The organism is Paenibacillus sp. Y859, from assembly GCF_056786405.1.
In genome coordinates, this window is record NZ_JBXCIZ010000005.1 from 111,338 (window position 1) to 136,390 (window position 25,053).

Below are 25,053 nucleotides of genomic sequence, written 5' to 3' on the forward strand. Positions count from 1 at the left end.
TAAGGTGATCATGAGAAAGATTGTGAAGATAACAGGCTTAGGTATAGCGGGAATTATTGGAATTTTGTTCATAGCTATTTTAGTCAGCGTTATTAATCATAATATCAAATTGAATCAAGAGGCTGAATTATTTAAGCCATTGGGTAAAATGGTTACAGTAAACGGACATTCTATGAGCGTATACACGGAAGGCAAGGGTGAAGACACTTTAGTATTTATGGCAGGAGGAGGAACTGTGTCCCCAAGCTTAGATTTCAAAAGCCTATATTCTCGATTAAGTGATGAGTATAAAATTGCAGTAGTAGAGAGAGTAGGATATGGTTTCAGTGAAATTGCAGATGTTCCAAGAGACATAGATACCGTTCTAGAAGAAACGAGAAAAGCCTTAAATCTAGCTGGCGAGAACGCTCCATATGTATTGTTTCCTCATTCTATGGCTGGATTGGAGGCGCTATATTGGGCACAAAAGTATCCAAATGAAGTTTCGGCGATTGTAGGATTAGATTCAGCTGTTCCAGCTGCCTATAAAAACGTCCAATTGCCAAGCAAGGTTATATTCGACTTGTTTTCATTAGGTGCTAAAATGGGTATCACACGATTTATTCCCTCTTTTGTCAACGGTGAATCCGCAATTAAAGGGGGGACACTAACGGATCACGAAAAAGATATATATAAAGCAGTGTTCTATAGAAGAACAGAAACAAGACCCATGATAAATGAAATTCAAATTGTTAAAGATAATGCCCAAAAGGTTAATGAAAAACCAGCACCGCAGATTCCTATGTTGTTTTTCACATCGAATGGTGATGGGACGGGAATTGATAAGAAGGAATGGCAACAATATCAAAAAGACTTTCTTGAAAATGTGAATGACAGCCAACAGGTTATGCTAGATAGCGGGCACTATGTCCAAGATTTTAAGTATGAAACTATTGCAATTCAAAGTGAGAAATTTATAAATAACCTTAAGTAAAATGAGTATCATATGATCAAGAAATAAACTTACCGAACCATTTCTTGATGTTACAGTTATAATCCCTTATAAAACACTTTATCTCATTTATAATCGAAATTTATCTCTAGTAGACGAAACCGGACAGGGACAGTGGCTACAGCCCTATTGATAGAATTAGGTCTAGCATCTAATTTGGAAGAAGCAGAACAATTAGCCAAAGCTAAAAGACCTGATATCAATATTAAGCAAGAAATGCGTGAGGTTTTGAAGGGTTTTTACACATTTCATATATTTTATGATCATACGTGAATATCTTCCCGATTACATCAGTTGGACAACTTTGCATGAAAAGTAAGTCTGTAAAGGGATCTTTATATGTAACCATCGCACGTACCCTATTTAGGCATATGGCTTACCAAATCGTCGGAATCCTCATAGTGACGTCGTTAGTATCAGAATGTAAGATAAAATACAGGTACCAGTATACAAAAGGCCATCCTCCGAAGAAGATGGCTTTCCCTTATTTTGACCGCTTAAGACGGTCAGGTAATATCTTTTGGGCCGCACTACAGGTAAATCTGCACAGGCACTCTTTACTCAATTATTCACCAGTCACCACATCAGATAGTATTGGGAATGAAAGCTCTTTATTTAACAATCGTGACTGGACAACTCGCATGCTTCATGACCTAGACTCTCCGGACTTAGCGCTAACAGGTATTCATCTTTAGCTTTATTATAATCAGCTACATAGATAATTTTTAAATGCGCCTCCGGTAAATGTTAAGCAAGCATAATTGCATGTTTTGTTGCGCGTAATGCATTGTCCGATCCATCAACTGCTACAGCGATTTTCATTTAAATTCCCCCATTATGTTAATTGTTTGTACAATTGTTCACTTGAAGAATTTAACCCTTGAATCTGTACCTTCACACCTTTTTGCTCAAGCTTCTGTTTCACTTTAAATATTGCCCCGACTGCCGATTCATCCCACAGCTGACTATCTTCAAAATTAATGATAATATCGCTTTCTGTCACGTTATCAAATGTCTGGATAAACTTTGTAGTCGATGCAAAAAATAAAGGACCTTTCACCCTGTACCCTTCTTTGCTATGCGTTACTGTCACACGCGAAATCTGGGCAACAAATAAAAGTGCACTTAAGATAACTCCAACGACAACACCGATTGCTAAATTATGTGTATATAAAATAATCGCAACCGTAATGAGCATAACAAGTGATTCAGACTTAGGCGCTTGTTTCAGAAACTTAAACGAACCCCAATTAAATGTTGTAAAACTAATCATAATCATCACCCCAGCAAGAACGGGCATTGGAATTTTGATAACAACATCACCAAAAACGAGAATTAAAACCATTAAAAATACACCCGCGGTAAATGTCGATAAGCGTCCTCGTCCACCTGATTTAATATTGATGATTGATTGACCAATCAGAGCACAACCTGCCATCCCACCGAAAAAACCATTGATAAAGTTGGCGATTCCTTGTCCACGTGCTTCTTTATTTTTATCACTCGGCGTATCAGTCATATCATCCAATACCTGGGATGTAAGTAATGATTCCAATAAACCGACAATCGATAAAGCCAAAGAATAAGGTAAAATAATTTTTAGCGTTTCAAAGTTAAGTGGAATATCTGGAAGGAAAAAAACCGGTAATGAAGTTGGCATCGTGCCCATATCACCTACTGTCTGTAACTTCACACCACTTATGAGCGCAATACCCGTCATCACGACAATCGCAATAAGAGGTGCAGGAATAGCAGTGAAAAATCGCGGAATCGCATACACTAAAATCAATGTAGCAATCGCAAATATATAGGTTATACTGTTTGCCCCAAGTAAATAAGGCATTTGCGTCATAAAAATCATAATCCCTAGTGCATTCAAAAATCCAAGAATGACGGAGTTTGGGATGAAGCGCATTAAATTCGAAACACCAAATATTCCGAGTATTAATTGAATAATTCCTGTTAAAATTGTGGCTGCAAGTACATATTGTAGGCCATGATTCGCCATTAAGCTGACGAGCACTAGAGCCATCGCACCTGTCGCAGCTGAAATTAAACCCGTTCGACCACCTACAAACGAAATAACGACCGCAATTGTAAACGAAGCATATAGCGCGACACGCGGATCTACACCCAAGATGAACGCAAAAGCTAATGCTTCAGGAATGAGCGCCAACCCGGCTACGATCCCTGCTAAAATGTCAGCGCGTATATTCCCAAACCACTGTTGTTTAAAAGTATGCATACTGTTCCCCTTTCATTAAGACCAAACTATTATAATAAAGCTTAATCAAATGTTATAATGTTTGTATCATATCATTTTTATTCCTATAAGTATATAATTTTGGGAAGAGAGGAGTGAACAAATGAAATACGGATATACCCGTCCGATTGTAAGTGATCAACAATGCGCCCATCAATTAAATGAACTTTTCATTGATAAATTATTTAAAGAGACACATGGACTTTCCGGGAAAAGAACAGAACTTGAACACTTATTAATGATTGTCCAAAAAGATGACGAACTATTCATCCAAAATATTGTAGTATTAGCCGATTCCCTGCAGCAGCTTTTAGATATTTTACGACTAGCAGAACGAGATCAAATCACCATCCACTTTATCGATGAACAAGTGACCAATCAAACGATTCAAAAATCCTCACTACTTCAAAGTGCTACTTTTTTTGCGGATTTACAATCTAAATTTCTAAGCCATTCTTCTACATTTACGCTACAAGCTGCTAAAGAGAGGGGCAAATTGATTGGTCGTCCACGAAAATCAGATAACAATTTACAGCTGGCTTTTGAAATGTATGACAGTAAGACTTATACGCTATATGACATAAAAGAAGCGACTGGAATTAGTAAGTCTACTTTATATCGTTATTTGGATGATCGCTCTTCATCGTTATCCGATGAGAAAGATTAGTAGAATCAAAGCAAAAGCATCGCTTATATAGAAATGAAACCAGGAATACAGCTGTCTTCTTTTCTCCGACACGTTCAAGTTTATGATCTTGTGATGCTGTCATGTACGAAACACCAGGATCCGAAAACAATCGAAGCATTACTGATACGCTTCCAAAGAAACTTCCTCTCATTTTCTCTGGAGATAATCTAGCAGTTGCAAATGCGTCTCTAGCAGAATAATCTTTAGGTAATCAGAAGTTCGATCGTAGAGTTCACCTTTAGGATCCGTTAGAATCATACTTTCCCCAGCGATTGCATTAGCGTAAATCGTAGGGTAAATAACATTTCTTGTTTTACCAGATCTTGTAGCACCAATAAGTAACTTCATTGGAATTGCCGATGTGGAAAATAACAAAATATACTTTTTTGAATATAACATGTAATTTGTATTGAATCCGCTTCCTCGTGTATTGAGGAGGCGGATTTTTTAAAGGAAATGGCAGCCCTTATTTGCTTAAATCGTCACTTTTGGAATTCTGACGGAAGTGAGCGACCTTATTTGGCTTCTACCTTCGGATTTGAGCTGTTATTGTGCATATTGAGGTCTGTATTTCCGTTAGAATTTCATATAGGTGTTTTTTCGTGGAATAAGGTCTGTGGCTTCCGTTAGAAAGGTTGCCGTGGATTTAGAGAACAAATCTGCAATTAAAGCTGGGTGCTATTTCACCAGCTCAATAAACTTGCTGGCTGCATTGGAAAGTGGCATGTTGCGCATAATCATGAACCCCACTTGGGAAGGTGGCATCTTGATATCTAGTTGAATTTCAAAGAGGGATCCCTCTTCTAGTTCCTTGGAGATGAATTCTTTCGTGACGTAAGAGATTCCTAGGCCTTTCCGCGCGAACTCGATGAGAAGATCCACGCTGCCCACCTCAATCTCAGGTTTGATTTCATAACCGTAGCTATGAAATAGTTCCGTTATGGCCATCCGCACCCGACTATTACGGGAGAATAGGATGATCGGGTATTGAAGTAGTAGGTCGAGTGAGAGTGTTTTTCCCTTAAGTTCGGAATAGAGAGGTCCTGCAACAAAGCAATCCTGTAGCTGGATTCCCTCCATCACTTTAATCTGGGAATCGACGATGGGCAACCGAACGACGCCTAAATCGATTTTTCCTTCTTTCAAGAATGCGATCGTTTCTGGTGTTGTCCCATGATTCAGATGCAATTTGATGTTGGGATACTTCCGATGGAAGTTTTCCAGATAAGGAAGCATATAGTGCTTGAACAACGAATCGCTACCGCCGATCCGCAGCTCGCCGCTGTCCAGATTTTTAAGTGCCGCCATCTTTTCTTCTGCCAAGGAGATTAAGATCTGAGACTTCTCGATGTAAGAATAAAGGGTGGTGCCTTCTTGTGTTAGGGTAACTCCTTTGGAGTTCCGGTAAAACAAGGTCAGGCCGAAACTTTCCTCCAGCTGCTTGATAGCATGACTGACGCTTGGCTGGGTGATAAACAATACTTTGGCGGCCTTGGACAAGCTTCCTGTCTTCGCAGCCCAATAGAAAACTTTATATAATTCGTAGTTTATCATAGACATGGTCTATAGCTCCTGTAAGATATATTGATTACCTGTATAGGTGATATCTGTATTATAGTAGATTGAAGAAATAGAAACCAGTGCTGACATAGAAGCCCTGCTGGAAGGAGAAGTAAAATGGAGGCTACCACGTTTGTCTTATTTGGAGCGACAGGAGATCTAGCGAAGAGAAAGATTTATCCTGCTTTGTATAATTTGTTTGTCGATCAGAAGTTACCTCAATCCTTCTCCGTAATCGGTCTTGGAAGAAGGGAATTATCCGATCAAACCTTTCAAGCTAATGTCGAGCAATCTCTCGATATGTTCTCCAGACGAGAAGCGAAAGATCCCGTATTATTGAAAAAATTCTTAAGTGCATTTCGCTATAGTGTACTCAATGTAAGTCATAAAGAAGATTATCAGAAACTGCTACAGATGATCGAGCAGCAAGAAGAAGAGCTTCGGATGGTGCCGAATCGGATGTTTTATTTGTCCGTAGGACCTGAATTTTTCGAAACTATTGCAGCGAACATCCATGAAAGTGGACTTGGTTCCGCGAATGGCTGGAAGCGTCTGGTGATTGAGAAGCCTTTTGGCCATGATTTACAGTCTGCTCGGGAGTTGAATCACAATCTGAGCAAAGCTTTTACAGAAGATGAGATATTTCGAATCGATCATTATCTCGGCAAGCCGATGGTCCAGAAACTTGAAGTTCTACAGAGAAGTAATCCGGTTCTTAAGGCATTATGGGACAATCGTTACATTGCTAACGTTCAAATAACGGCGAATGAAATCGTTGGTGTTGAAGAAAGAGCGGGCTATTACGATCAAGTTGGTGCTGTAAGAGACATGTTCCAGAATCATATGCTGCAATTGCTCATGATGCTGACGATCCACCTCCCGAATAATAGTAGTGACAATGTTCGAAACAACAAGAAAATGGTGATGGATTCCCTGGAGGTGTTACCAAAAGAGGATGTTGGATCCCATGTTGTCCGCGGGCAGTACGGAGCAGGAACGATCCAAGGGAAATCGGTAGTCGGTTATACATCCGAACCTAACATTGCCGCAACCTCAAGAAACGATACATTTATCGCAGCCAAGCTGCAAATTGACGATTATTTTTGGCGGGGTGTTCCTTTCTATATCCGCACAGGAAAAAGAATGAAGGACAAATCGACGCGAATCGTGATCGAGTTCAAAGAACCATTGAAGCAGGCCGGTGCAAACGAAGATAATACAATGCCTAATCTTCTCGTATTTGAGATCAGTCCCAATGAAGGTATTTTACTTCAATTAAATTCAAGAGATCCTCTGCATAAAGGGGAGTTCAAGCCATTAAATATTAATTTTCATGAGAGTCAAGAGAATGTGCCGGAAGCTTACGAGAATTTGATCTTTGATGCTTTGCACGGAGATTCTACGTTCTTCGCACATTGGGATGAAGTTGAATTGTCTTGGCAATGGGTTCAACCTATCTTAGAGGCATATGAAGAGGACATAGTACCACTTCATCTCTATGAAGCCGGTACCTATGGTCCTGCGGAGTCTGATGAGTTGTTGAAGCAGGACGGCTATCATTGGTGGTTCGATAATCATAAGACGGCAGAGATAAGAGCAGAAGTTATGGTGTAATTTAAAATATAACTAATAAAAACGGAGGTCATTATAATGAAATTTTTTATCGATACTGCAAACTTGGTGGATATTAAGAAGGCTTATAAAATTGGTGTTTTGTCTGGGGTTACGACAAACCCATCACTGGTTGCTAAAGAAGGCGTGAAATTTGAAGATCGTATCGCAGAGATTCTTCGTGAAGTACCTGAGGTTGAATCGGTTTCGGCTGAAGTGACACCTGATGCAGAAACGGCTGAAGAGATGATCGCACAAGCGAATGAACTGATTAAAATTAATAACAATGATAAGAACATCACTATTAAGCTTCCGATGACGTTGGCAGGATTAGAAGCATGCCGTTATCTTACGAAGAAAGGTGTTAAGACAAACGTAACACTGATCTTCTCCGTGAACCAAGCACTACTGGCAGCTCGTGCTGGAGCGACTTATGTATCTCCATTCCTCGGTCGTTTGGATGATATTTCGGAAGATGGCGTTCTACTCGTAGCAAAGATCGCTGAATTGTTCCGTACACATAACCTAGATGCACAAATCATCGCGGCATCTGTCCGTCATCCTGATCATGTGACACGTGTAGCCATGGCAGGTGCGCATATCGCAACCATTCCTTTCTCAGTCATCGAGCAAATTTCCAAGCATCCTCTTACGGATCAAGGCATGGAGAAATTCGCTGCCGATTGGAAGAAGACAGCAGAGGTTTAAGTTATATTGTACGATAAAGAAGGTTAAAGGGGAGTCAATCATAATGAAGAAGCAACAAATTGGTGTAGTTGGTTTAGCTGTTATGGGGAAAAACCTAGCTATGAATATCGAGAGCAAAGGGTTCTCGGTTGCAGTGTATAACCGTTCACCTGAGAAAACAAAAGAACTATTAGTGGAAGCGCAAGGGAAAGATTTCGTCGGTACGTACAATGTAGAAGAATTCGTTCAATCTCTAGAGAAGCCACGTAAAATTCTTATCATGGTTAAAGCGGGTCAACCGACGGATGATACGATTAATCAGCTTGTGCCTTTCCTAGATCAAGGGGATATTCTGATTGACGGTGGAAACGCCTATTTCCCTGATACACAACGCAGAAACAAAGATCTACAGGCTCAAGGATTCCGCTTCATCGGTGCAGGTGTTTCTGGAGGAGAAGAGGGAGCGTTGAAAGGACCTGCCATTATGCCAGGTGGGCAAAAAGATGCGTATGAACTAGTAGAGCCGATTCTGACAGCTATTTCGGCTAAGGTGGATGGCGATCCTTGTTCAACGTATATTGGAGAAGATGGTGCGGGTCATTATGTCAAAATGGTGCATAACGGCATCGAATACGGCGATATGCAACTCATCGGTGAAGCTTACCATCTTCTCAAAGATGTATTGAATTTAAGTACAAGTGAGCTACATGACATTTTCACAGAATGGAACAAAGGTGAGCTAGATAGCTATTTGATCGAGATCACAGCTGATATTTTCAAGAAGATCGATCCAGATACAGGAAAACCGATGGTGGATGTTATTCTTGATTCGGCAGGGCAAAAAGGAACTGGTAAATGGACTAGCCAAAGCTCATTGGATTTAGGCGTTCCATTGTCCATCATTACGGAGTCCGTGTTTGCACGGTTTATCTCCGCGATGAAAGAAGAACGTGTAGCAGCAAGCAAGATTCTGAGTGGTCCTACGGTATCTAGCTATGATGGTGATCCTAAAGAATTCATTGAGGCTGTTCGCCAAGCGTTGTATACGAGCAAAATAGCTTCCTATGCCCAAGGATTTGCGCAAATGAGAGCCGCTTCTGACGAGTACAACTGGGATTTGAACTATGGTCGCATCGCAATGATATTCCGCGGAGGATGTATTATCCGTGCAAGATTCCTGCAAAATATTAAGGATGCCTATGATCGGAATCCGGATCTGAACAATTTACTTTTGGACGAATATTTCAATCAGATCGTTGAAAAATATCAAGAAGCTTGGAGAAAAGTCATAGCGATTGGTATTACTAGAGGAATCCCAGTTCCTGCTTTTTCTTCGGCATTAGCCTATTATGACAGCTATCGATCAGAGAGACTGCCAGCTAATTTACTGCAAGCACAAAGAGATTATTTCGGAGCACATACGTTCCAACGTCTTGATCAAGAGGGAAGCTTCCATTTCCAATGGATGGACGATAACAAGTAACAAGTAAGTGTGATCACTATGGAATAATTCATTCATTGAACGATACAAAGGCACTCCTTGCGAAGGAGTGCCTTTATATTTTTTTCTGCGTCCTTTCACAATATTTGTTGCCTTTCCTTCTTCATAAGAAGGATAACAGAATAAAAGCCCGGGTTATAATATAACCGGGCTTAAAAGGCTAGAAACATTACTATTTATTTCTTACATACTCAACCCATTGCTCATGGAACTCTGACTCAGAACATTGAAAAATCTCATTAAAACCATTGGGATGTCTAATCACTTTATTTAATGCATTTACTCCATATTTATCAATAATGAACTCGACAATTAAATAAGAAAATTGAAATCCTTTCATCGTTTCAAAATCCCAAGTATCATTATCTAACTCTTGAAAAGACGGGATAACAAGACTATGAATGGGATCTAAGGTACTGTTCCTTATGAATTCTTCGCTCATTCCTTTTGACTCATATCCACCAATACCCTGACGCACCCATTTTGGAGCAAGTGGATTAATGTCAGTGATTAACCACATTGTGAATAAGTGTACGGTGGATCTAAGAATCGATTGATACGTATGCTCTGGACCGGGATCCAAAGGAGAAACAATTTTTAAATAATTCTCCTCAAAGGTACCCATGAACCAATTGGGAGCATTCTCCTCTCCCACAGCTTGATGGAAGGTCGGAAGATCTGGATAAATTTCAATGATAATTTTTCTGGATGGCTGGTGTTTATATTTCAATGAAATTGTTTCAACATTACTCTTAAGCTCATTAAATAAGTCTTGATGAACCTTCTTCAAACTATCAGTCATCTCATTTGTTTCACTTTTATTTACAATTGATATCATATCTTGAATAGACATTATGGCAATGTCACCCCATTCTTTTAATTCTCTTCTTAATTTCTCTAATGATCGATACAATCTGTTCTTTACTGCACTCTCACGCATTTCAACGATCTTGGAGATTTCCAATAAGGTACAGTCAACAAAAAAACGTAATGAAATAATCTGTTGGTCTAGCACATTTAGCTTTTTTAATGCTGAACTAATATCTATACGGATTTCAATATACTTAGCAAAATCAAGAGAGATAGACTGTGATTCGTAATCTGTAAAGTCATATGGGATTTCTCTCTTTCGTGATAAACTTCGAAATTCATTTTTCGCTATATTTTGAGCGATTTTGAAAATCCAAGTGAATAAACTGGAATTTCCTTTAAAAGTATGGATGTTTTCTATTGCCTTTAAGAAAACTTGTTGAGTTAAATCATCTGCAACCATAGGATTTACTTTCAAAGAGAAATATTTACGGATTCTTTTGCGATATTGATCATAGGTAATTTCAAAGTTTTTTATAATCTCCTGTTTATCCGGATAAACAGGGCTTTTGTCATGAGCTCCAGACATTGTAAGAACCTCCTCTTGACCTTACATTTAATTAGACACCGGAGGGGCATAAAAAGCCACATACAAGTAAAAAAAATTCTTTTGGATTGACCTATACCAAAGGGGGGAAGAGATCCACAAGATCAATCTCCTGAATTCACAGCCAACTTCGATCTGAATACAAAGCTCTTACAACTTGAAGGATGGACATCTAGCATAGGTAAAGTCCCTGATATGATCAGAAGTCGTGGTCTATCAGGGTTTATTTGTATTGACTCCACCAAAATCACATGGTACTTTGAATTGTCAGAGAGGTGGAATCTAGAGCATGGCAACATTTTTTTTAATTATTATATATTTAGCTTTTATTAGTTTGGGTTTACCCGATTCAATGTTGGGATCCGCTTGGCCGATTATGCAATCCGACTATGGTGCTTCATTTGAAACGGCTGGCTTAATTGCGATGGTTATATCAGGAGGTACGATCGTTTCAAGTTTATTTAGTGGAACGATCATTGAACGGCTGGGTACTGGGAAAGTAACATTGATTAGCTGCATGATGACGGCAGGAGCTCTACTAGGATTCTCTTATTCTCCATCTATCATCTGGCTACTTCTCTTTGCTGTGCCACTTGGGCTGGGGGCAGGTGCCGTAGATTCGGGATTAAATAGTTATGTGGCGATACACTACAAAGCGCATCATATGAGTTGGCTACATTGCTTCTGGGGCGTTGGAGCAACATTGGGGCCAATTATTATGTCTCAGTATATTGCGAAAGATAATTCTTGGAGAAACGGTTATACTGCCGTTTTTTGGATTCAAATCACATTGGTTGTGCTATTGTTCTTAACGCTACCTTTGTGGAAACGAGTTGCTACGAGTAGTCAGAACCATGTAGATGGAGATCAGATAGAGAAGAATGATCTTCATTTTGAACATGAGAAGACACTCAGACCCTTGCAAATTAAAGGTGTAAAACTAGCGCTGGTATCATTCTTGCTATACTGCGGAGTCGAAGCAACGATGGGCTTATGGGGGAGTAGTTTTCTTGTTAACGTAAAAGAACTACCTGCATCGGTTGCCGCGCAATGGGTATCGATGTATTACGCTGGAATAACAGTCGGCAGGTTAGTAACCGGGTTTATTACGTTTAAAGTCAGTAATCGTACGCTTATTCGAGGTGGGGTATTGTTGGCACTGTTCGGGGCGCTACTGTTGATATTACCATTTCCTAACATATTCTCTCTTTTTGGTTTTATTATGGTGGGCTTAGGATGTGCGCCGATATTCCCGTGTTTAATCCATGAGACGCCAGCTCGATATGGGCAGAAGCATTCTCAGAAAATTATGGGCTATCAAATAGCCGCGGCCTATACAGGAAGTACCCTTTTTCCGCCACTTCTAGGCTTGCTAGCCGCTAAGACTACGATAGGCATTTTCCCGTTTTTCGTTGGGGCTTATATTGTGTTATTACTTCTTTCATCTGAAAAAATAAATGGTATCGTGAAAGCTCGCCTACGCAATCATGAAAGTATAGGATGAGGGCGTTGATGCGATGAATAACAACATATTATAGAGGCAACAGGGGTAGTTCAACGAACTACCCTTTTTTGCATTTGTAGAATCATCATATATTCGCACAAACTATCATTTTTTGGTAAAATAATAGAGGTATTAGTTGTTACATGCAGTTATCATATTAATATATTCATAGAATAGGAGAGACAAGATGAAACGATTTGCTCAATTATTACTGTGCTACATGATCGTCATGGGTGGAACGGTTGTAATGGATAGCAATACGACTCAGGCAGCGGAAGTTGGCGGAGTTAGTATTGTGCTGGACGGATACCCGCTTCCATTTCCGGTACAACCTAAAGTTATGAATGGGACAACTCTAGTACCGTTTCGGGCGATATCTGAGGCCCTTGGAGTTACAGTGAACTGGGATCAGGCAACACAGCAAATTACGGCATCTAAGCAGGGACTAGCGGGGACTAAGCAAGTAGTCCTTACGATGGGTAGTACGAATGCTGTCGTTGACGGTGTCACTGTTAAGTTAGCGGCTGCTGTGCAAACGCTCAGCGGGAGCACGGTGATTCCGCTGAGCTTCTTCAGTCAGCAATTTGGGGCGTCTGTCGCGTGGAATCAAGGGACGAAGACAGTTTCCATTACATCCCCGCGGGAAGATATATATACGATGGGGTTTTATGCTTTGTCTTCTTTTGACGAACGGTCCTTGATCCCATCCTTCGATTCGGTTGCATTCGGCTGGAGTCGGATTGATACGAACGGTCAATTTACTACGGAAGGTAAGGAATACAGATGGCCGAAGCCTGCTGGAGAGATTACCCCAGAATGGATCATTCAAGAAGCGGAAGGCCAAGGTACAGCACCTTATCTGATGGTGTACGCGGTTGATGGGAACCTTGAACTCACGAAGAACTTAGAAGATAAGTTGCTCCAAGAACAGACGATATCTGGGATCGTAGATACCGCAACACAAAAAGGATTTAAAGGAATTGTACTCGACCTGGAGGGTCTGGGTTGGAGCGGTGATAAGGCCAAAGCGCGTGCAGACTACAATGCATTTATCAAGAATCTATCTATCAAGGCACATCAAGCTAGTCTTAAACTTACTGTCGTTCTTCATCCGTTGAATAGTGCTTATACGGGATATGACTATACTACATTGGCAAGCCTGTCCGACGACGTAATTATTATGGCGTATGCTTATGAACAGGAGAAAAGCCCAGAGCCACTTGGAAAGGTGGATGAAGCCATTACGTTGGCTCTAAAAGAAGTAGACAAGGATAAGTTGATTCTCGGAATATCCATGGGTAGTGAAAATGAAAACTCTGTAAACACCAAAGTTGGACTTGCTAAACGCTACGGTCTAAAAGGGATTGCGATCTGGCGTATTGGACTTATCGGGCAGGCAGCTTGGTCCGAAATGAGTACATCGGTAGAGTTATAGATGATGTAACCTACATTTTTTTACATGTTATTCCGATATGAGTATAGACCTATCTATTTGCGCATTAGAAATTCCCGTAGATTCTAGATAGAGAAAAAAGGAGAAAAGGGAGTAGAAATGATGTTCAAACGTGTCGAGAACGAATTGGAGTTAGCACGGTATCATACCATTTGGACAACAGTCTGGTTAGAGAAAGGGTTTGAACTGGAGTTTTCAGAACAGGTTCTGGAAAGATTCGTGATCGTTACGAGCGATGGAGACTATGTGGGTACCTCTGAAATTAAGCCGTACAGTATCCATGAAAGTATGATCAATGAGGCTGCTCCGTTTGCTACCCATCCGAAATTGATACAGGCAGAAGGCGCAGTAGCTGAAATTGATAAAATGGCGGTTCTCAAATCATATCGAGGAAATTTTATCGCAGATTTATTGTCAGCGGCTGTTCAGTATGGGGAGAACAATCAGTTGCGTTATTATGTGGCATTATTGGAACCTGTGTTTCTGCGAGCACTCCGTATTACGTTTCAGGTACCCTTCGAAAAGATTGGGGACAAAGTGTTCTATAAGGGTGATCATGTTGTTCCGGTTATTATCGATTTAGAGGAGGTATGTAACAATAAGGAACAATATCCATGGTTAACAAACTCAGAAGAGAGTAGTCGTATGAAGCAAACAACATGATGTTCTAATACACTATTACAGCAATGGAAAGGATAACTATGGAAACGACGAATCTTACAGAACTGGATAAACGTAATCGATTGTTCATTAAAATTTCATGGGGGATGCTGGTGCTTGGCATCATTACGGATCTCGCTATTGGGCTTAAAATGCAAATGATTCTTACGCTTGCATGTCTAGGGGGAGTTGCATGTGCTTGGGCAACATTTATGACTTACCGTCGTATTGGGGTCACATATATCAAGTATTTTGTAGCTTCTATATTTACCTTAATCGTACTCTTTTTAATCGTATCAGATCCCAATCCTATTATTAGTACATATTTTTTGATTTATGTTAATTTGGCAGTAATGACGTTATATCAAGATTATAAGCCTATTATATTTACAGGTATTCTAGGGGTAGGTGTAAGTACATATCTATTCTTAACGCCTTCATTCAAAGAGCGGCTATTTCCGGACGATTCCTTAATCTATATTTTCATGTATATTGCATTCGCTACGGCTGCACTTGCTTTCTCAGCTAGATTTAGTCTAACTTTGCAGAAGCAGGTAATAGCTGAGCAACAGGGGACACTTACGGCTAAGAATAAGGCAGACGCACTACTGGATAAGCTTAAAGATTCCATTCTGATGCTGAACGAGTTCAGTGATAGACAGAAGGAGAATGTTCACGTTACCGGTCGCATATCCAAAGAGGTAACCTTGACCTTCTCTGAAATGGCAGTAGCCATTGAGAAGCAGACGGGGAATGTTATGAATGTAAGCGAGTCGACCCAAACCATGGAAGAAGATGTGAAGGGATTACTGGAGGGAACGACGCAATTACAACAATATTCTACGGATAATGCGGATTTGACAGGGCAGAGTAGTACGCAGATGCAGGTCTTATCGGCAGAAGTAGAAAGTGTACGACAAATCATCGAACATACAGTGGAGAACATGAGGCATCTGAATATGGAGAATGATCGCATTAGCTCCATTGTAGCTACAATTAGCGAAATCTCTGAACAGACCAATCTACTTGCGCTTAATGCGGCTATTGAAGCTGCACGTGCTGGAGAACATGGTAAAGGGTTCGCAGTTGTGTCGGGAGAGGTACGCAAGCTGGCAGACAGGTCTAGTACAGCAGCGAATGAAATCGATGGCATTCTCCATAGTGTACGCGAGCAAATAAGCGCAGTCGATCTTCAAGTGAAGCAGGGACAGACGGTTGTGACATCAAGTAGTGAGGTGTCGCAAGAGGTACAACAACTAATTCAGCGTATTAATGAAAATAGTGATCAAGTGAAGGAGCATTCCAACATGATCGATCAATCTGCGAGTCGCCTTCATAATCGTCAGATAAGCATAACGGATGATATGTCTAATATTGCTGCTACTACGCAACAGAACATGGCAGCAGTGGAAGAAATGTATGGAAGCATGGAAATGCAGGATGACAAAATAAGTGCGATTGTGAAAGACTACGGAAAGCTAGATCAACTGATATCAGACCTGAAGGAGCTTGTCTCCAAGCATTAAAATACGCGGGATTGCAACGAGAACAAGAAAAAGCGCTACTAGATTAATCTTTAATCTAGTAGCGCTTTTTAACATACTAACCGGATCGATTATCCATAAATCTGGAAGTAACAGAACCCTCGTAATAGAACAAGAGAAGGGAATGGATATGGAGCGAAAAGTTTACGTTCCGCCTTTAAAAACGTGTCCCACCCACTATGATAGCTTGTGTACTATTCATTTTATAGTAAGAATAATAATATAAATGCACTCAGTAGGAAACAGTACCAAGAGAAGTATTTGAGTTGACCTCGTTCCATAATTCCCATGAACCATTTCATGGAGAAGTAGGAGGCAACAAGTGAACATATGAAAGCCAGCGAATAAGGAAGAGCTAGTGTTCCAATCTCTGGGTCGCGTATAAGGCTTGAACCTTCAAGAATCATACTACCTACACTAATAGGGATGTATAGGAAGAATGAGAATTTGAGTGCAGTAGATTGCTTTAGCCCAAGCCCCATACCAGCTACAATGGTTGCGCCTGATCTGCTAATTCCGGGAATTAAGGCAACGGTCTGAGCAAGTCCAATAATGACAGCATCTTTCAGTTTGAGTCCAGCCTCATTCTTACGTCCGCGTAGATTACGGATCAACCACAGCGCAATTCCTGTGATCAGAAGGGCGATGGCAACCGTCAGCATTCCTTTGAAGACTTCGGAGATGAGGTCATTGAACAGATATCCAATCAACCCAGCAGGAATGGTTGCGATAATAAGATACATGATAAAGTGGAAATCCTTTTTATATTGTTCTTCTTTTCCACTAAGGTATAACCAAGCATGCTTAACTAACTGAATTAAATCGTTCTTGTATATAAGTAGTATGGCTAACAGTGATGCAAAGTTGACGAGCACCTCGAATCCTAGTCCTGCAATCTCTAATCCGAAAAGCTTTTGAACGATAATAACGTGAGCGCTGGAAGACACTGGGATCGGTTCAGTAACTCCTTGTACGAGACCTAAGAAGGCATATTTCAGTAGTGTGAAGAAATCATTCATAATGCAGTAAGCACCTCATTAACGTATTTTGTGAAGAAACAGCAGACTATTTGAAAAAAAGTGCGCATTGTATCATAATAAAGTATGCAACTTACAATTTCAAATCTAAAGAATAAAGGAACTTGCTAAAGTTTGAATATCCTTAGTTTGGAATTGAAGTGGTGGAGAGAGGAGTGTATTCAATATGTGATACTAAGGGCACAATACGACAGAGTGAAAGTCGGAACAATATTAGTATCGAAGTATTTATTGAATAGATTGATTAATAGATAAGAAGGAGCATGACATGTTACTGAATTTATTTTTGGTTGCGTTACTAATTATACTTACGGCTTTTTTCGTGGCTACCGAGTTCGCTATTATTAAGCTTCGCCCTAGTAGAGTGGATCAAATGGTTATGGAGGGCAAAAAGAACGCGGTGGCTGTTCATAAGGTTACTAATAATTTGGATGGTTATTTATCAGCTTGTCAATTAGGTATTACCATTACTGCTCTAGGTCTTGGATGGTTGGGCGAGCCGACTGTAGAGAAGATACTATTCCCGCTGTTTCAACAATTTGGGGTTGGTGAAAGTACAGGACATATACTCTCCTTTATTATTGCATTCGTTTTCATAACATTCCTTCATGTTGTGTTAGGTGAACTTGCACCAAAGACTCTAGCGATTCAAAAAGCAGAACAAATTGCAGTCCTTACAGCACCCCTCATTATTATATTCAATAAAATGATGTATCCTTTTATATGGATATTAAATGGTTCAGCGAACGCGCTTGTAAGAATGTTCGGAGTTATGCCTGCTAGTGAACATGACGAAGCCCACTCAGAGGAAGAGATTCAGATTATTCTGACAGAGAGTTATGAAAGTGGGAAAATAAACAAAGCGGAATATGGCTATGTTAGCCGGATCTTTGCCTTCGATGATTTGTTAGCTAGAGAAGTTATGGTACCACGTACAGATATGATTTGCTTAGATGTAAATCAGACACTAGAAGAGAATATAGCTATTATTAAAACAGAACAATATACTCGCTTTTTAGTTACTAAGGGGAGTAAAGACGATATTGTTGGTTTCGTAAATACAAAGAAGTTTTTCTTGAATTACGATAATAACCCTGCTTTTGAATTAAAGTCACTGATTCAACCGGTGCTAACCATTCCGGAGAGTTTACCTGTAAAGACACTTCTTCTAAAGATGCAAGAACAGCATGTACACATTGCCTTATTGTTAGATGAGTATGGTGGGACAGCTGGATTAGTTACGATTGAAGATATTTTAGAGGAAATTGTCGGTGAGATACGAGATGAATTCGATACAGATGAGATCATGCCAATCGAAACACTAAATGAGAATCATTATTTAGTTGAAGGAAATACAGCCATTGACGATATTAACCTTCTACTTGGAGTGAACATAGAACATGAAGATATTGATTCTATCGGAGGTTGGTTGTATAGTCGACAACCGGAACTACCCAAAGGAATTGAGTGGCAATATGGAGATTTGACGTTCATTATTCGACAAAAAGATAAATATCGTATTCGTAAAATTGAAATTATTCGTCAAGCTCAAGAGGTAACAGAAATCGATTAATAATTTCATTAACGAGAAGTCGCAGGGTGCCTACAGAGGCACCCTGTTTGTCTATAGGAGGGATATGTTTGAGTGATCTATGTAAAGTGCTGATTGTAGATGATGAATAATAGATACGCTCCTTAGCCAATAAAGCCGGGAAGCGTATTTTTACTCGTGAAGAATGTTCAATGATCATGGCACTTCTTTTAATATATCTATCATCATTATGAAGCCCTCCTTCGTAACTAAGCTTTTAGTTGTTGGTGTGCTTTGACGATCGAGGTGGCAATATCAATCATTCGTTTACGCTCATTCATGGCTCTCTTTCGGAGAATATCATAAGCTTCGGCTTCTGATATTCGGTTAACGTCACTTAGGATCTGCTTAGCCATATCGATCCATTTGCGTTCCTCGAGGCGGGATAATAGTTGTAATCGCTCGTTCTGCCAATGATGTCGATCATAGAATTGCTTGGTACCGATGTGGAGCGCCCAATGAAGTTCTTGCTCACTCATGCTAGGTGTTAGGATGCCATCAATGGTAACGTCGGCTTCACAAGAAGAGATGGAGGCAGTGGCTACTGCAGAGCCACACCACCATAGAAGAGGAAGGGGTTTCCATTGTTGAAGGATCGCTTCCCAGCCCTGTATATCCCCAATAGGTAAGTGGAGTATAGCAGCATCCACTTCCTCAATGATTTGTTGAATATCCTGTACCTTAGATGTTGCGAATATCTGATAACCATTGGATTCAAGTAGAACTTCTGGTTGTACTTCTGGAGGAGAAGGAATCTTACTCTGGTCGGTATGGATGGTATTAGACGGATCCTGGACAACCAATAAGAAGCTCAACGGCAGATAACACCTCCTAAATACAGAAATTTAATTATAAATCATAAAAATACAAGGAGTAAACCTAACATCGTAATGATTTGGAAGAAAATAATAGGTCAGTTAAGTTAAACACAGAATATAGGGTTGAAATGGATAAAAAAACTTGAATACCATTTGAAAGAAGATGTTTATTTTTTATTCTCACAATTTTTAATGAAAAAAGCAATAATAATTTAAATTTTATCAAGTTCATTAAAAATATTAATCCAATCCATATGTGAGGTAACATTACATATATGGAGGTGTATTATAAGTAGTTTCTTGTTTTTATTGTTTTATGTTAAGTATATTGACATATACGGCGATGTCTTATATAGTTAGTCTCACGAACAAGAATTGAATGTCTTTCACGAATACATCGGCGTATTCGTATAGAAGCGGCAACGAGGCCTGTCTTCGCTTAGTGGGGAATGTTTTCTTTTCCCTCAGCGCAGCAGGCCTTTTTATGTTATTTGAAGGAGGAGACTACCTATGAATCAAGTGAAAAGAATGGTGTTAATCGGGAATGGAATGGCGGGAATACGTACGATTGAACATGTTCTAAAACTTTCGACAGAGGCTTATGAAATCACAGTGTTTGGTGCTGAGCCACATCCTAACTATAATCGGATCATGTTGTCATCGATGCTGGCAGGAGGGTCCGAAATGAATGATATTGTGATCAATGACTGGGCTTGGTACACAGAGAACAATATTAAGTTATACACAGGGGATGCGGTTACGAATATTGATCCAGTGAACAAAAGGGTGATTTCTGAGTCTGGAATTGAGGTTGCATACGACATATTAATTATAGCGACGGGATCTAATCCTTTCATGCTTCCGCTTCCGGGAGTGAACAAAGAAGGTGTTATTGGATTCAGAAATATTAAAGATTGTCAGATCATGATGGAGTCATCCAAAACATATAAGAAGGCAGCCGTTATTGGCGGTGGATTACTTGGCTTAGAAGCGGCTAGAGGGCTTCTGAATCTAGGAATGGATGTCAATGTTATTCACATCAATAAATATTTAATGGATCGTCAGCTTGATGAAGCAGCATCGATGATGCTACAGAGAGATCTGGAACAACAAGGGATGAAGTTTCTACTTGAGAAGCATACAGCTAGCATAGTAGGCAAGCGTCGCACACAAGGGCTGGCATTTACTGACGGAAGTGAGATAGAGGCCGATCTTGTAGTCATGGCGGTTGGGATTAAACCTAATGTGGAATTGGCTAAGAAAGCAGGGGTTATGGTTAAGCGTGGGATCATTGTGAATGATTTCATGGAGACAAATATAGAAGGTATTTATGCAGTTGGTGAGTGCGCAGAGCATCGTGGGATTGCATATGGACTAGTAGCTCCGTTATATGAACAAGGTGCTGTATTGGCGAAGAGACTGGTGGCTGTTAAGACAACGGGGTATGTCGGTTCGGTAACATCGACGAAATTGAAGGTATCCGGTGTGGATGTATTCTCGGCAGGTTATTTCAATGATGGGCCTGAAATGCGCTCATTACGTTTTCAAGATGATATAGATAATGTATATAAGAAAATTGTTATTCGAGATGATCGATTGATTGGAGCTGTTCTATTCGGCGATACATCGGATGGGGCATCGTTATTCTCCTTAATCAAGAGTGGAGAGTCGATTGCGGGAAGGGAGAAAGAGTTATTACTTGGATATTCGCCCCACCAAACAGGAGAGTCGGCGTTAAGTAAGATCGCAAGTATGTCAGATGACGAAATCATATGTGGTTGTAATGGTGTCACCAAAGGAACGATTGCAGAGGTCATTAGCAATGGTTGTACAACGGTCAGGGAGATTAAAATGTGTACAAAAGCTACAGCTTCATGTGGTGGCTGTAAGCCTCAAGTGGAAGCTTTGCTACATTTGTATGCAGGCGATACCATAGGCGAGCCGGTAAAAGAGGGGATCTGCGGATGTACAAGCCTTAGTCGAGATGACATTGTTGAAAGTATAAAGACAATGCGCTTAATGAGTGTCATGGAAGTCATGAATGTACTAGAGTGGCATGAACCTGAGGGTTGTTCTAAATGTCGTCCTGCACTGAATTACTATCTAGGTATGCTATATCCAGCTGAATATGCCGATGAGAAAGAATCGCGATTTGCCAACGAACGGTACCATGCGAATATTCAGAAAGATGGTACGTATTCTGTTATTCCTCGAATATATGGCGGAGTGACATCACCAACTGAACTTAAGAAAATTGCTACAGTGGCCGAGAAGTACGGTGTACCTTTGGTGAAGTTTACCGGGGGTCAAAGATTAGATCTGTTCGGTGTAAAGAAGGAAGACTTACCCAAGGTATGGGAAGAGCTTGATATGCGTTCTGGTCATGGATATGGAAAAGCACTTCGTACGGTGAAGACCTGTGTGGGCTCAACATTCTGTCGCTTTGGTACGCAAGATGCAATCGGAATGGGAATTGTCTTGGAGAAGGCTTTTGAACGGATCAATACGCCTGCGAAAGTGAAACTGGCTGTATCTGGATGCCCTCGTAATTGTGCGGAAGCGACCGTTAAAGATTTAGGTGTAGTTGCAATCGATGGAGGTTGGGAGATTTACGTTGGTGGAAATGCTGGGGTTAAGGTAAGGGCATCAGAATTTCTCTGCACAGTGAAGACGGAGGATGAGGTCGTAGAGTGGACTGCTGCTTACCTACAATATTACCGTGAGAATGCGAATTGGAATGAACGGACAGCTAGTTGGATCGAACGAGTTGGTCTTGCTTCGATTAAGGTAGCGTTAGAGAGCGTAGATGATCGGCGAGATCTTGTCAGCCGAATTGAAGAGACGCGGAGTTATACAAAGGATCCATGGCAAGAGATTATTAAGAATGATGATCTCCGCAAGAATTTCCAACCGTTATCAGGTGTTGAGACATTAAGTTAGAGAGGAGGAGACATAGTTATGGCGAAAATACAGGTAGGACTAATATCTGATATTGATTTAAAAGGGTCACGTACGATCCGTGTCCATGAAACAGAGGTTGCAGTATTTCGCCTAAGCGATGGGACCGTGAGGGTAGTTGAGAACCGCTGTCCTCACAAGGGTGGCCGGTTGTCGGAGGGTATGGTATGCGGATCTTCCGTGCATTGTCCTCTACATGATTGGAAAATTGACCTCTCCAATGGCGAAGTCCATAAGCCAGATGATGGATTTATAAGGACCTATGAGACTGAGGTAGACGTAACTAGCGGTATTATTTATATCACCATATAAAGGAGAGGGTCCTGATGGATTATGTGAAGCCTGCTGAAGTGCTAGATACGATGATCGAGGTAGGCTCAACGAAGGCAGAAATGACTAAATTTCAAATGCTGATTAGAGGGTTTCTCGGCGGAGCTATTCTTGCCTTCGCAACAACACTTGCGTTTACCGCTGCTGCGCAGACGTCGATAGGGTTAGTGGGTGCACTTGTTTTCCCTGTAGGTTTTGTTATTATCGTATTGTTAGGCTTGGAGCTGGTTACCGGAAGTTTTACGCTTATCCCACTGTCCTTTCTGGAACGAAAAACTTCTCTGTCACGGATGATGACTAACTTCACATGGGTCATTGCAGGGCATTTAATCGGTTGTGCAGTATACGCTGTATTGTATGGATTAACGATAACGAAGATGGGTACAGATATGAGTAATCCGATGATTCAGACCATTATAAAAGCAAGTGAAGCTAAGACAATCGGTTATAAAAGTATGGGATGGAATGGTATGGCTCTTGTGATGATCAAGGCTGTGTTATGCAATTGGATGGTTACATTAGGTGTGGTGATGGCAATGACTTCAAAGTCTACCTCCGGCAAAATTATTGCAATGTGGCTTCCGATCTTGATCTTCTTTGCTCAAGGATTTGAACATGCTGTGGTGAATATGTTCGTCATTCCTGCTGGAATGATGCTGGGAGCGGATGTAAGCATGGGGGATTGGTGGATATGGAACCAGATTCCTGTTCTAATTGGGAATTTCTTGGGTGGTGCTGTATTTACAGGGTTATTCATCTACTTGTCACATAAGAAGGTGAGTAAGATGAAGCTTGTGATTGCGGGTAGTAGTGAACACGACACGCGTGCAGAGAACAGATCATTACTTTCAATTACTGTGGAAGAAAGCCTATGAGTACGATGGGGAAGGTCAGTATTGTTGGTGCAGGACCAGGAGATCCAGAATTGCTTACGATCAAGGCGTTGAAGCGAATTGAAATGGCAGATGTTATTATGTATGATCGACTAGTAAATGAAGAAATCCTTACCTATGCTCGTGGTAGTGCTATTCTCATATATTGTGGTAAGAAACCAGGGATGCATACCATGTCTCAGGAGGAAATTAATAAGACGATAATTGACTATGCGTTAGCAGGGAACCATGTGGTCCGTTTGAAGGGAGGAGATCCCTTGGTCTTCGGACGTGGTGGGGAAGAGGCGCTCGAATTGGCTGCATGTCGTATCCCTTATGAGATTATACCGGGAATTACTTCTGCAATAGGTGCAGCTGCTGCTGCGGGAATTCCCTTGACCCATCGAGGATATGCGACTTCGTTCGCTTGTGTGACGGGAAGCCGGTGCCATGGAGAACAATCCCCTGTGAGATGGGATCTTCTCGCTCATAGTGTGGACACCTTAGTGATTTATATGGGTGTTAGTGAACTGAAATCCATCCGTGAAAAGTTGTTGAAATACGGAAAGGACCCGACAACACCTGTTGCATTAGTGGAACACGGTACGACAGAGAAGGAGCGTACATTCACGGGAACATTATCGAATGTACATCTCCTTGCTGAGGCGGTGAATCTAACGAATCCTGCACTTATTATTATCGGAGAAGTTGTGAGCATCCAAGAGCAACTCACATCATTTGAAAGACAGCTTATCTCAGGGATTGGTTAGTTGTGAGTCTATTCGTGAAATAGGCTCATGCCTTTTTTCTTCTTCGAATCCAAAAAAACAATACAATAACGATTCCAAGAGCGATGACTGCATAAGCGATGTTGGAGTATACATCCATAAACTCGACGAATTTACCCCAATTATTACCAACCGCGGCGCCCACTAAGACAAGAATGATATTCCATATTAAAGTACCAAACATAGTATATAGTAGGAAGAGCCCGAATTTCATTTTTGCCATACCTGCAGGGATGGAAATAAGACTACGGATCAGCGGGATCATTCGACAAAAGAACACAGTCCAATAACCGTAGCGCTCGAACCAAGCATCAGCTTTTCGTATATCCTCTTTCTTCACGCGAAGGAATCGTCCCCAACGATCGATCATCATCTCCAGCTTGTCCACATTGATCAGATAACCTAATCCATATAAAATGACTGCGCCGATAATAGATCCAAGCGTTGCCACAACTATAACGCCTGTAACTGTTAAATTCGTATAGGTGGTCATAAAGCCGCCGAAAGTAAGAATAACTTCTGAAGGAATGGGAGGAAATACATTTTCCACCGCGATAAGTATAAAAATTCCCCAATAACCAAATTGCTCCATGATGCTTGTAATCCAATTTTCCAATTTTCATATCCTCCAAATAAATGATTATATCAATAAACATAGGGTTGATTCTATCATTCTAATATATTGAATTACTCTAAATAGTATAACTGAAAAATCCACTCATATACAACAATTGAAGTCCTAAGGAGCATCTCCAACGATGACAGTGAGGATGGAATATT

The 25,053-nt window shown here is 40.7% G+C and carries 21 protein-coding genes and 1 pseudogene; 15 read left to right on the forward strand and 7 right to left on the reverse strand.

Annotated elements, in window-relative coordinates:
• Positions 1 to 10: 10 nt before the first annotated feature.
• Together AC1TO8_RS13100 and AC1TO8_RS13105 are read left to right on the forward strand one after the other, a co-directional pair.
• A complete protein-coding gene (locus AC1TO8_RS13100) occupies positions 11 to 973 on the forward strand; it encodes an alpha/beta hydrolase (protein WP_482056070.1) in 963 nt (320 codons plus the stop codon).
• Between the two features lie 105 nt (positions 974 to 1,078).
• Positions 1,079 to 1,264, forward strand: a pseudogene (locus tag AC1TO8_RS13105) (hypothetical protein); the annotation flags it as partial.
• A gap of 562 nt (positions 1,265 to 1,826) precedes the next feature.
• On the opposite strand, the gene AC1TO8_RS13110 reads toward AC1TO8_RS13105, so the two are convergent.
• The gene (locus AC1TO8_RS13110; protein ID WP_482056071.1) at positions 1,827 to 3,236 is read right to left on the reverse strand and encodes a SulP family inorganic anion transporter; all 1,410 of its coding nucleotides are present in this window, start codon (positions 3,234 to 3,236) and stop codon (positions 1,827 to 1,829) included.
• A gap of 121 nt (positions 3,237 to 3,357) precedes the next feature.
• Here AC1TO8_RS13110 and AC1TO8_RS13115 point away from each other — a divergent pair, with 121 nt between their 5' ends.
• Positions 3,358 to 3,921, forward strand: coding sequence for a recombinase family protein (locus AC1TO8_RS13115; protein ID WP_482056072.1), 564 nt, complete (start codon positions 3,358 to 3,360; stop codon positions 3,919 to 3,921).
• Positions 3,922 to 4,089: 168 nt separating this feature from the next.
• Here the strand turns inward: AC1TO8_RS13115 and AC1TO8_RS13120 are convergent, their stop codons facing one another.
• Together AC1TO8_RS13120 and AC1TO8_RS13125 are read right to left on the reverse strand one after the other, a co-directional pair.
• Positions 4,090 to 4,341 carry a type IV secretory system conjugative DNA transfer family protein gene (locus tag AC1TO8_RS13120; protein WP_482056073.1) on the reverse strand — a complete coding sequence of 84 codons (252 nt, stop codon included), beginning with the start codon at positions 4,339 to 4,341 and terminating at the stop codon, positions 4,090 to 4,092.
• A 279-nt stretch (positions 4,342 to 4,620) separates the two neighbouring features.
• Entirely contained in the window at positions 4,621 to 5,502 is an 882-nt protein-coding gene (locus AC1TO8_RS13125) for a LysR family transcriptional regulator (RefSeq protein WP_482056074.1), read from the reverse strand.
• A 117-nt stretch (positions 5,503 to 5,619) separates the two neighbouring features.
• Between AC1TO8_RS13125 and zwf the strand changes: the two genes are divergently transcribed.
• Genes zwf through gndA form a run of 3 tightly spaced genes read left to right on the forward strand, consistent with a single transcriptional unit; the run spans position 5,620 to position 9,283 of the window.
• Positions 5,620 to 7,116 (forward strand): glucose-6-phosphate dehydrogenase, encoded by a 1,497-nt coding sequence (gene zwf / locus AC1TO8_RS13130; protein ID WP_482056075.1) that lies wholly within the window; start codon positions 5,620 to 5,622, stop codon positions 7,114 to 7,116.
• Positions 7,117 to 7,152: 36 nt separating this feature from the next.
• The gene (gene fsa / locus AC1TO8_RS13135) at positions 7,153 to 7,821 is read left to right on the forward strand and encodes a fructose-6-phosphate aldolase (RefSeq protein WP_482056076.1); all 669 of its coding nucleotides are present in this window, start codon (positions 7,153 to 7,155) and stop codon (positions 7,819 to 7,821) included.
• Positions 7,822 to 7,864: 43 nt separating this feature from the next.
• On the forward strand, positions 7,865 to 9,283 hold the full coding sequence (gndA, locus tag AC1TO8_RS13140; protein WP_482056077.1) for an NADP-dependent phosphogluconate dehydrogenase: 1,419 nt from the start codon (positions 7,865 to 7,867) through the stop codon (positions 9,281 to 9,283).
• 190 nt (positions 9,284 to 9,473) lie between these two features.
• Here gndA and AC1TO8_RS13145 read toward each other — a convergent pair whose 3' ends face one another.
• The gene (locus AC1TO8_RS13145) at positions 9,474 to 10,700 is read right to left on the reverse strand and encodes an RNA polymerase sigma factor (protein WP_482056078.1); all 1,227 of its coding nucleotides are present in this window, start codon (positions 10,698 to 10,700) and stop codon (positions 9,474 to 9,476) included.
• 307 nt (positions 10,701 to 11,007) lie between these two features.
• Between AC1TO8_RS13145 and AC1TO8_RS13150 the strand changes: the two genes are divergently transcribed.
• From AC1TO8_RS13150 to AC1TO8_RS13165, 4 genes are all read left to right on the forward strand, one after another.
• On the forward strand, positions 11,008 to 12,222 hold the full coding sequence (locus AC1TO8_RS13150; protein WP_482056079.1) for an MFS transporter: 1,215 nt from the start codon (positions 11,008 to 11,010) through the stop codon (positions 12,220 to 12,222).
• A gap of 220 nt (positions 12,223 to 12,442) precedes the next feature.
• Positions 12,443 to 13,657, forward strand: coding sequence for a stalk domain-containing protein (locus tag AC1TO8_RS13155; protein WP_482056255.1), 1,215 nt, complete (start codon positions 12,443 to 12,445; stop codon positions 13,655 to 13,657).
• Between the two features lie 117 nt (positions 13,658 to 13,774).
• Positions 13,775 to 14,338: a GNAT family N-acetyltransferase gene (locus tag AC1TO8_RS13160; protein WP_482056080.1), complete on the forward strand. Its 564-nt coding sequence runs from the start codon at positions 13,775 to 13,777 to the stop codon at positions 14,336 to 14,338.
• A gap of 23 nt (positions 14,339 to 14,361) precedes the next feature.
• The gene (locus AC1TO8_RS13165; RefSeq protein WP_482056081.1) at positions 14,362 to 15,861 is read left to right on the forward strand and encodes a methyl-accepting chemotaxis protein; all 1,500 of its coding nucleotides are present in this window, start codon (positions 14,362 to 14,364) and stop codon (positions 15,859 to 15,861) included.
• 221 nt (positions 15,862 to 16,082) lie between these two features.
• On the opposite strand, the gene AC1TO8_RS13170 is transcribed toward AC1TO8_RS13165, so the two are convergent.
• Positions 16,083 to 16,898, reverse strand: a complete 816-nt coding sequence (locus AC1TO8_RS13170) for an undecaprenyl-diphosphate phosphatase (protein ID WP_482056082.1) — start codon at positions 16,896 to 16,898, stop codon at positions 16,083 to 16,085.
• Positions 16,899 to 17,184: 286 nt separating this feature from the next.
• Here AC1TO8_RS13170 and AC1TO8_RS13175 point away from each other — a divergent pair, with 286 nt between their 5' ends.
• Entirely contained in the window at positions 17,185 to 18,489 is a 1,305-nt protein-coding gene (locus AC1TO8_RS13175; RefSeq protein WP_482056083.1) for a hemolysin family protein, read from the forward strand.
• A 227-nt stretch (positions 18,490 to 18,716) separates the two neighbouring features.
• Here the strand turns inward: AC1TO8_RS13175 and AC1TO8_RS13180 are convergent, their stop codons facing one another.
• Positions 18,717 to 19,322, reverse strand: a complete 606-nt coding sequence (locus AC1TO8_RS13180; protein ID WP_482056084.1) for an ANTAR domain-containing response regulator — start codon at positions 19,320 to 19,322, stop codon at positions 18,717 to 18,719.
• Between the two features lie 513 nt (positions 19,323 to 19,835).
• Here AC1TO8_RS13180 and nirB point away from each other — a divergent pair.
• Genes nirB through cobA form a run of 4 tightly spaced genes read left to right on the forward strand, consistent with a single transcriptional unit; the run spans position 19,836 to position 24,255 of the window.
• The gene (nirB, locus tag AC1TO8_RS13185; RefSeq protein WP_482056085.1) at positions 19,836 to 22,265 is read left to right on the forward strand and encodes a nitrite reductase large subunit NirB; all 2,430 of its coding nucleotides are present in this window, start codon (positions 19,836 to 19,838) and stop codon (positions 22,263 to 22,265) included.
• An 18-nt stretch (positions 22,266 to 22,283) separates the two neighbouring features.
• Positions 22,284 to 22,595: a nitrite reductase small subunit NirD gene (gene nirD / locus AC1TO8_RS13190; RefSeq protein WP_482056086.1), complete on the forward strand. Its 312-nt coding sequence runs from the start codon at positions 22,284 to 22,286 to the stop codon at positions 22,593 to 22,595.
• Positions 22,596 to 22,609: 14 nt separating this feature from the next.
• Positions 22,610 to 23,488, forward strand: coding sequence for a formate/nitrite transporter family protein (locus tag AC1TO8_RS13195; protein ID WP_482056087.1), 879 nt, complete (start codon positions 22,610 to 22,612; stop codon positions 23,486 to 23,488).
• On the forward strand, positions 23,485 to 24,255 hold the full coding sequence (gene cobA / locus AC1TO8_RS13200; protein ID WP_482056088.1) for a uroporphyrinogen-III C-methyltransferase: 771 nt from the start codon (positions 23,485 to 23,487) through the stop codon (positions 24,253 to 24,255). Before AC1TO8_RS13195 ends, cobA begins: the two co-directional genes overlap by 4 nt.
• A 25-nt stretch (positions 24,256 to 24,280) precedes the next feature.
• Here the strand turns inward: cobA and AC1TO8_RS13205 are convergent, their stop codons facing one another.
• A complete protein-coding gene (locus tag AC1TO8_RS13205) occupies positions 24,281 to 24,889 on the reverse strand; it encodes a DedA family protein (protein ID WP_482056089.1) in 609 nt (202 codons plus the stop codon).
• Positions 24,890 to 25,053: the final 164 nt, after the last annotated feature.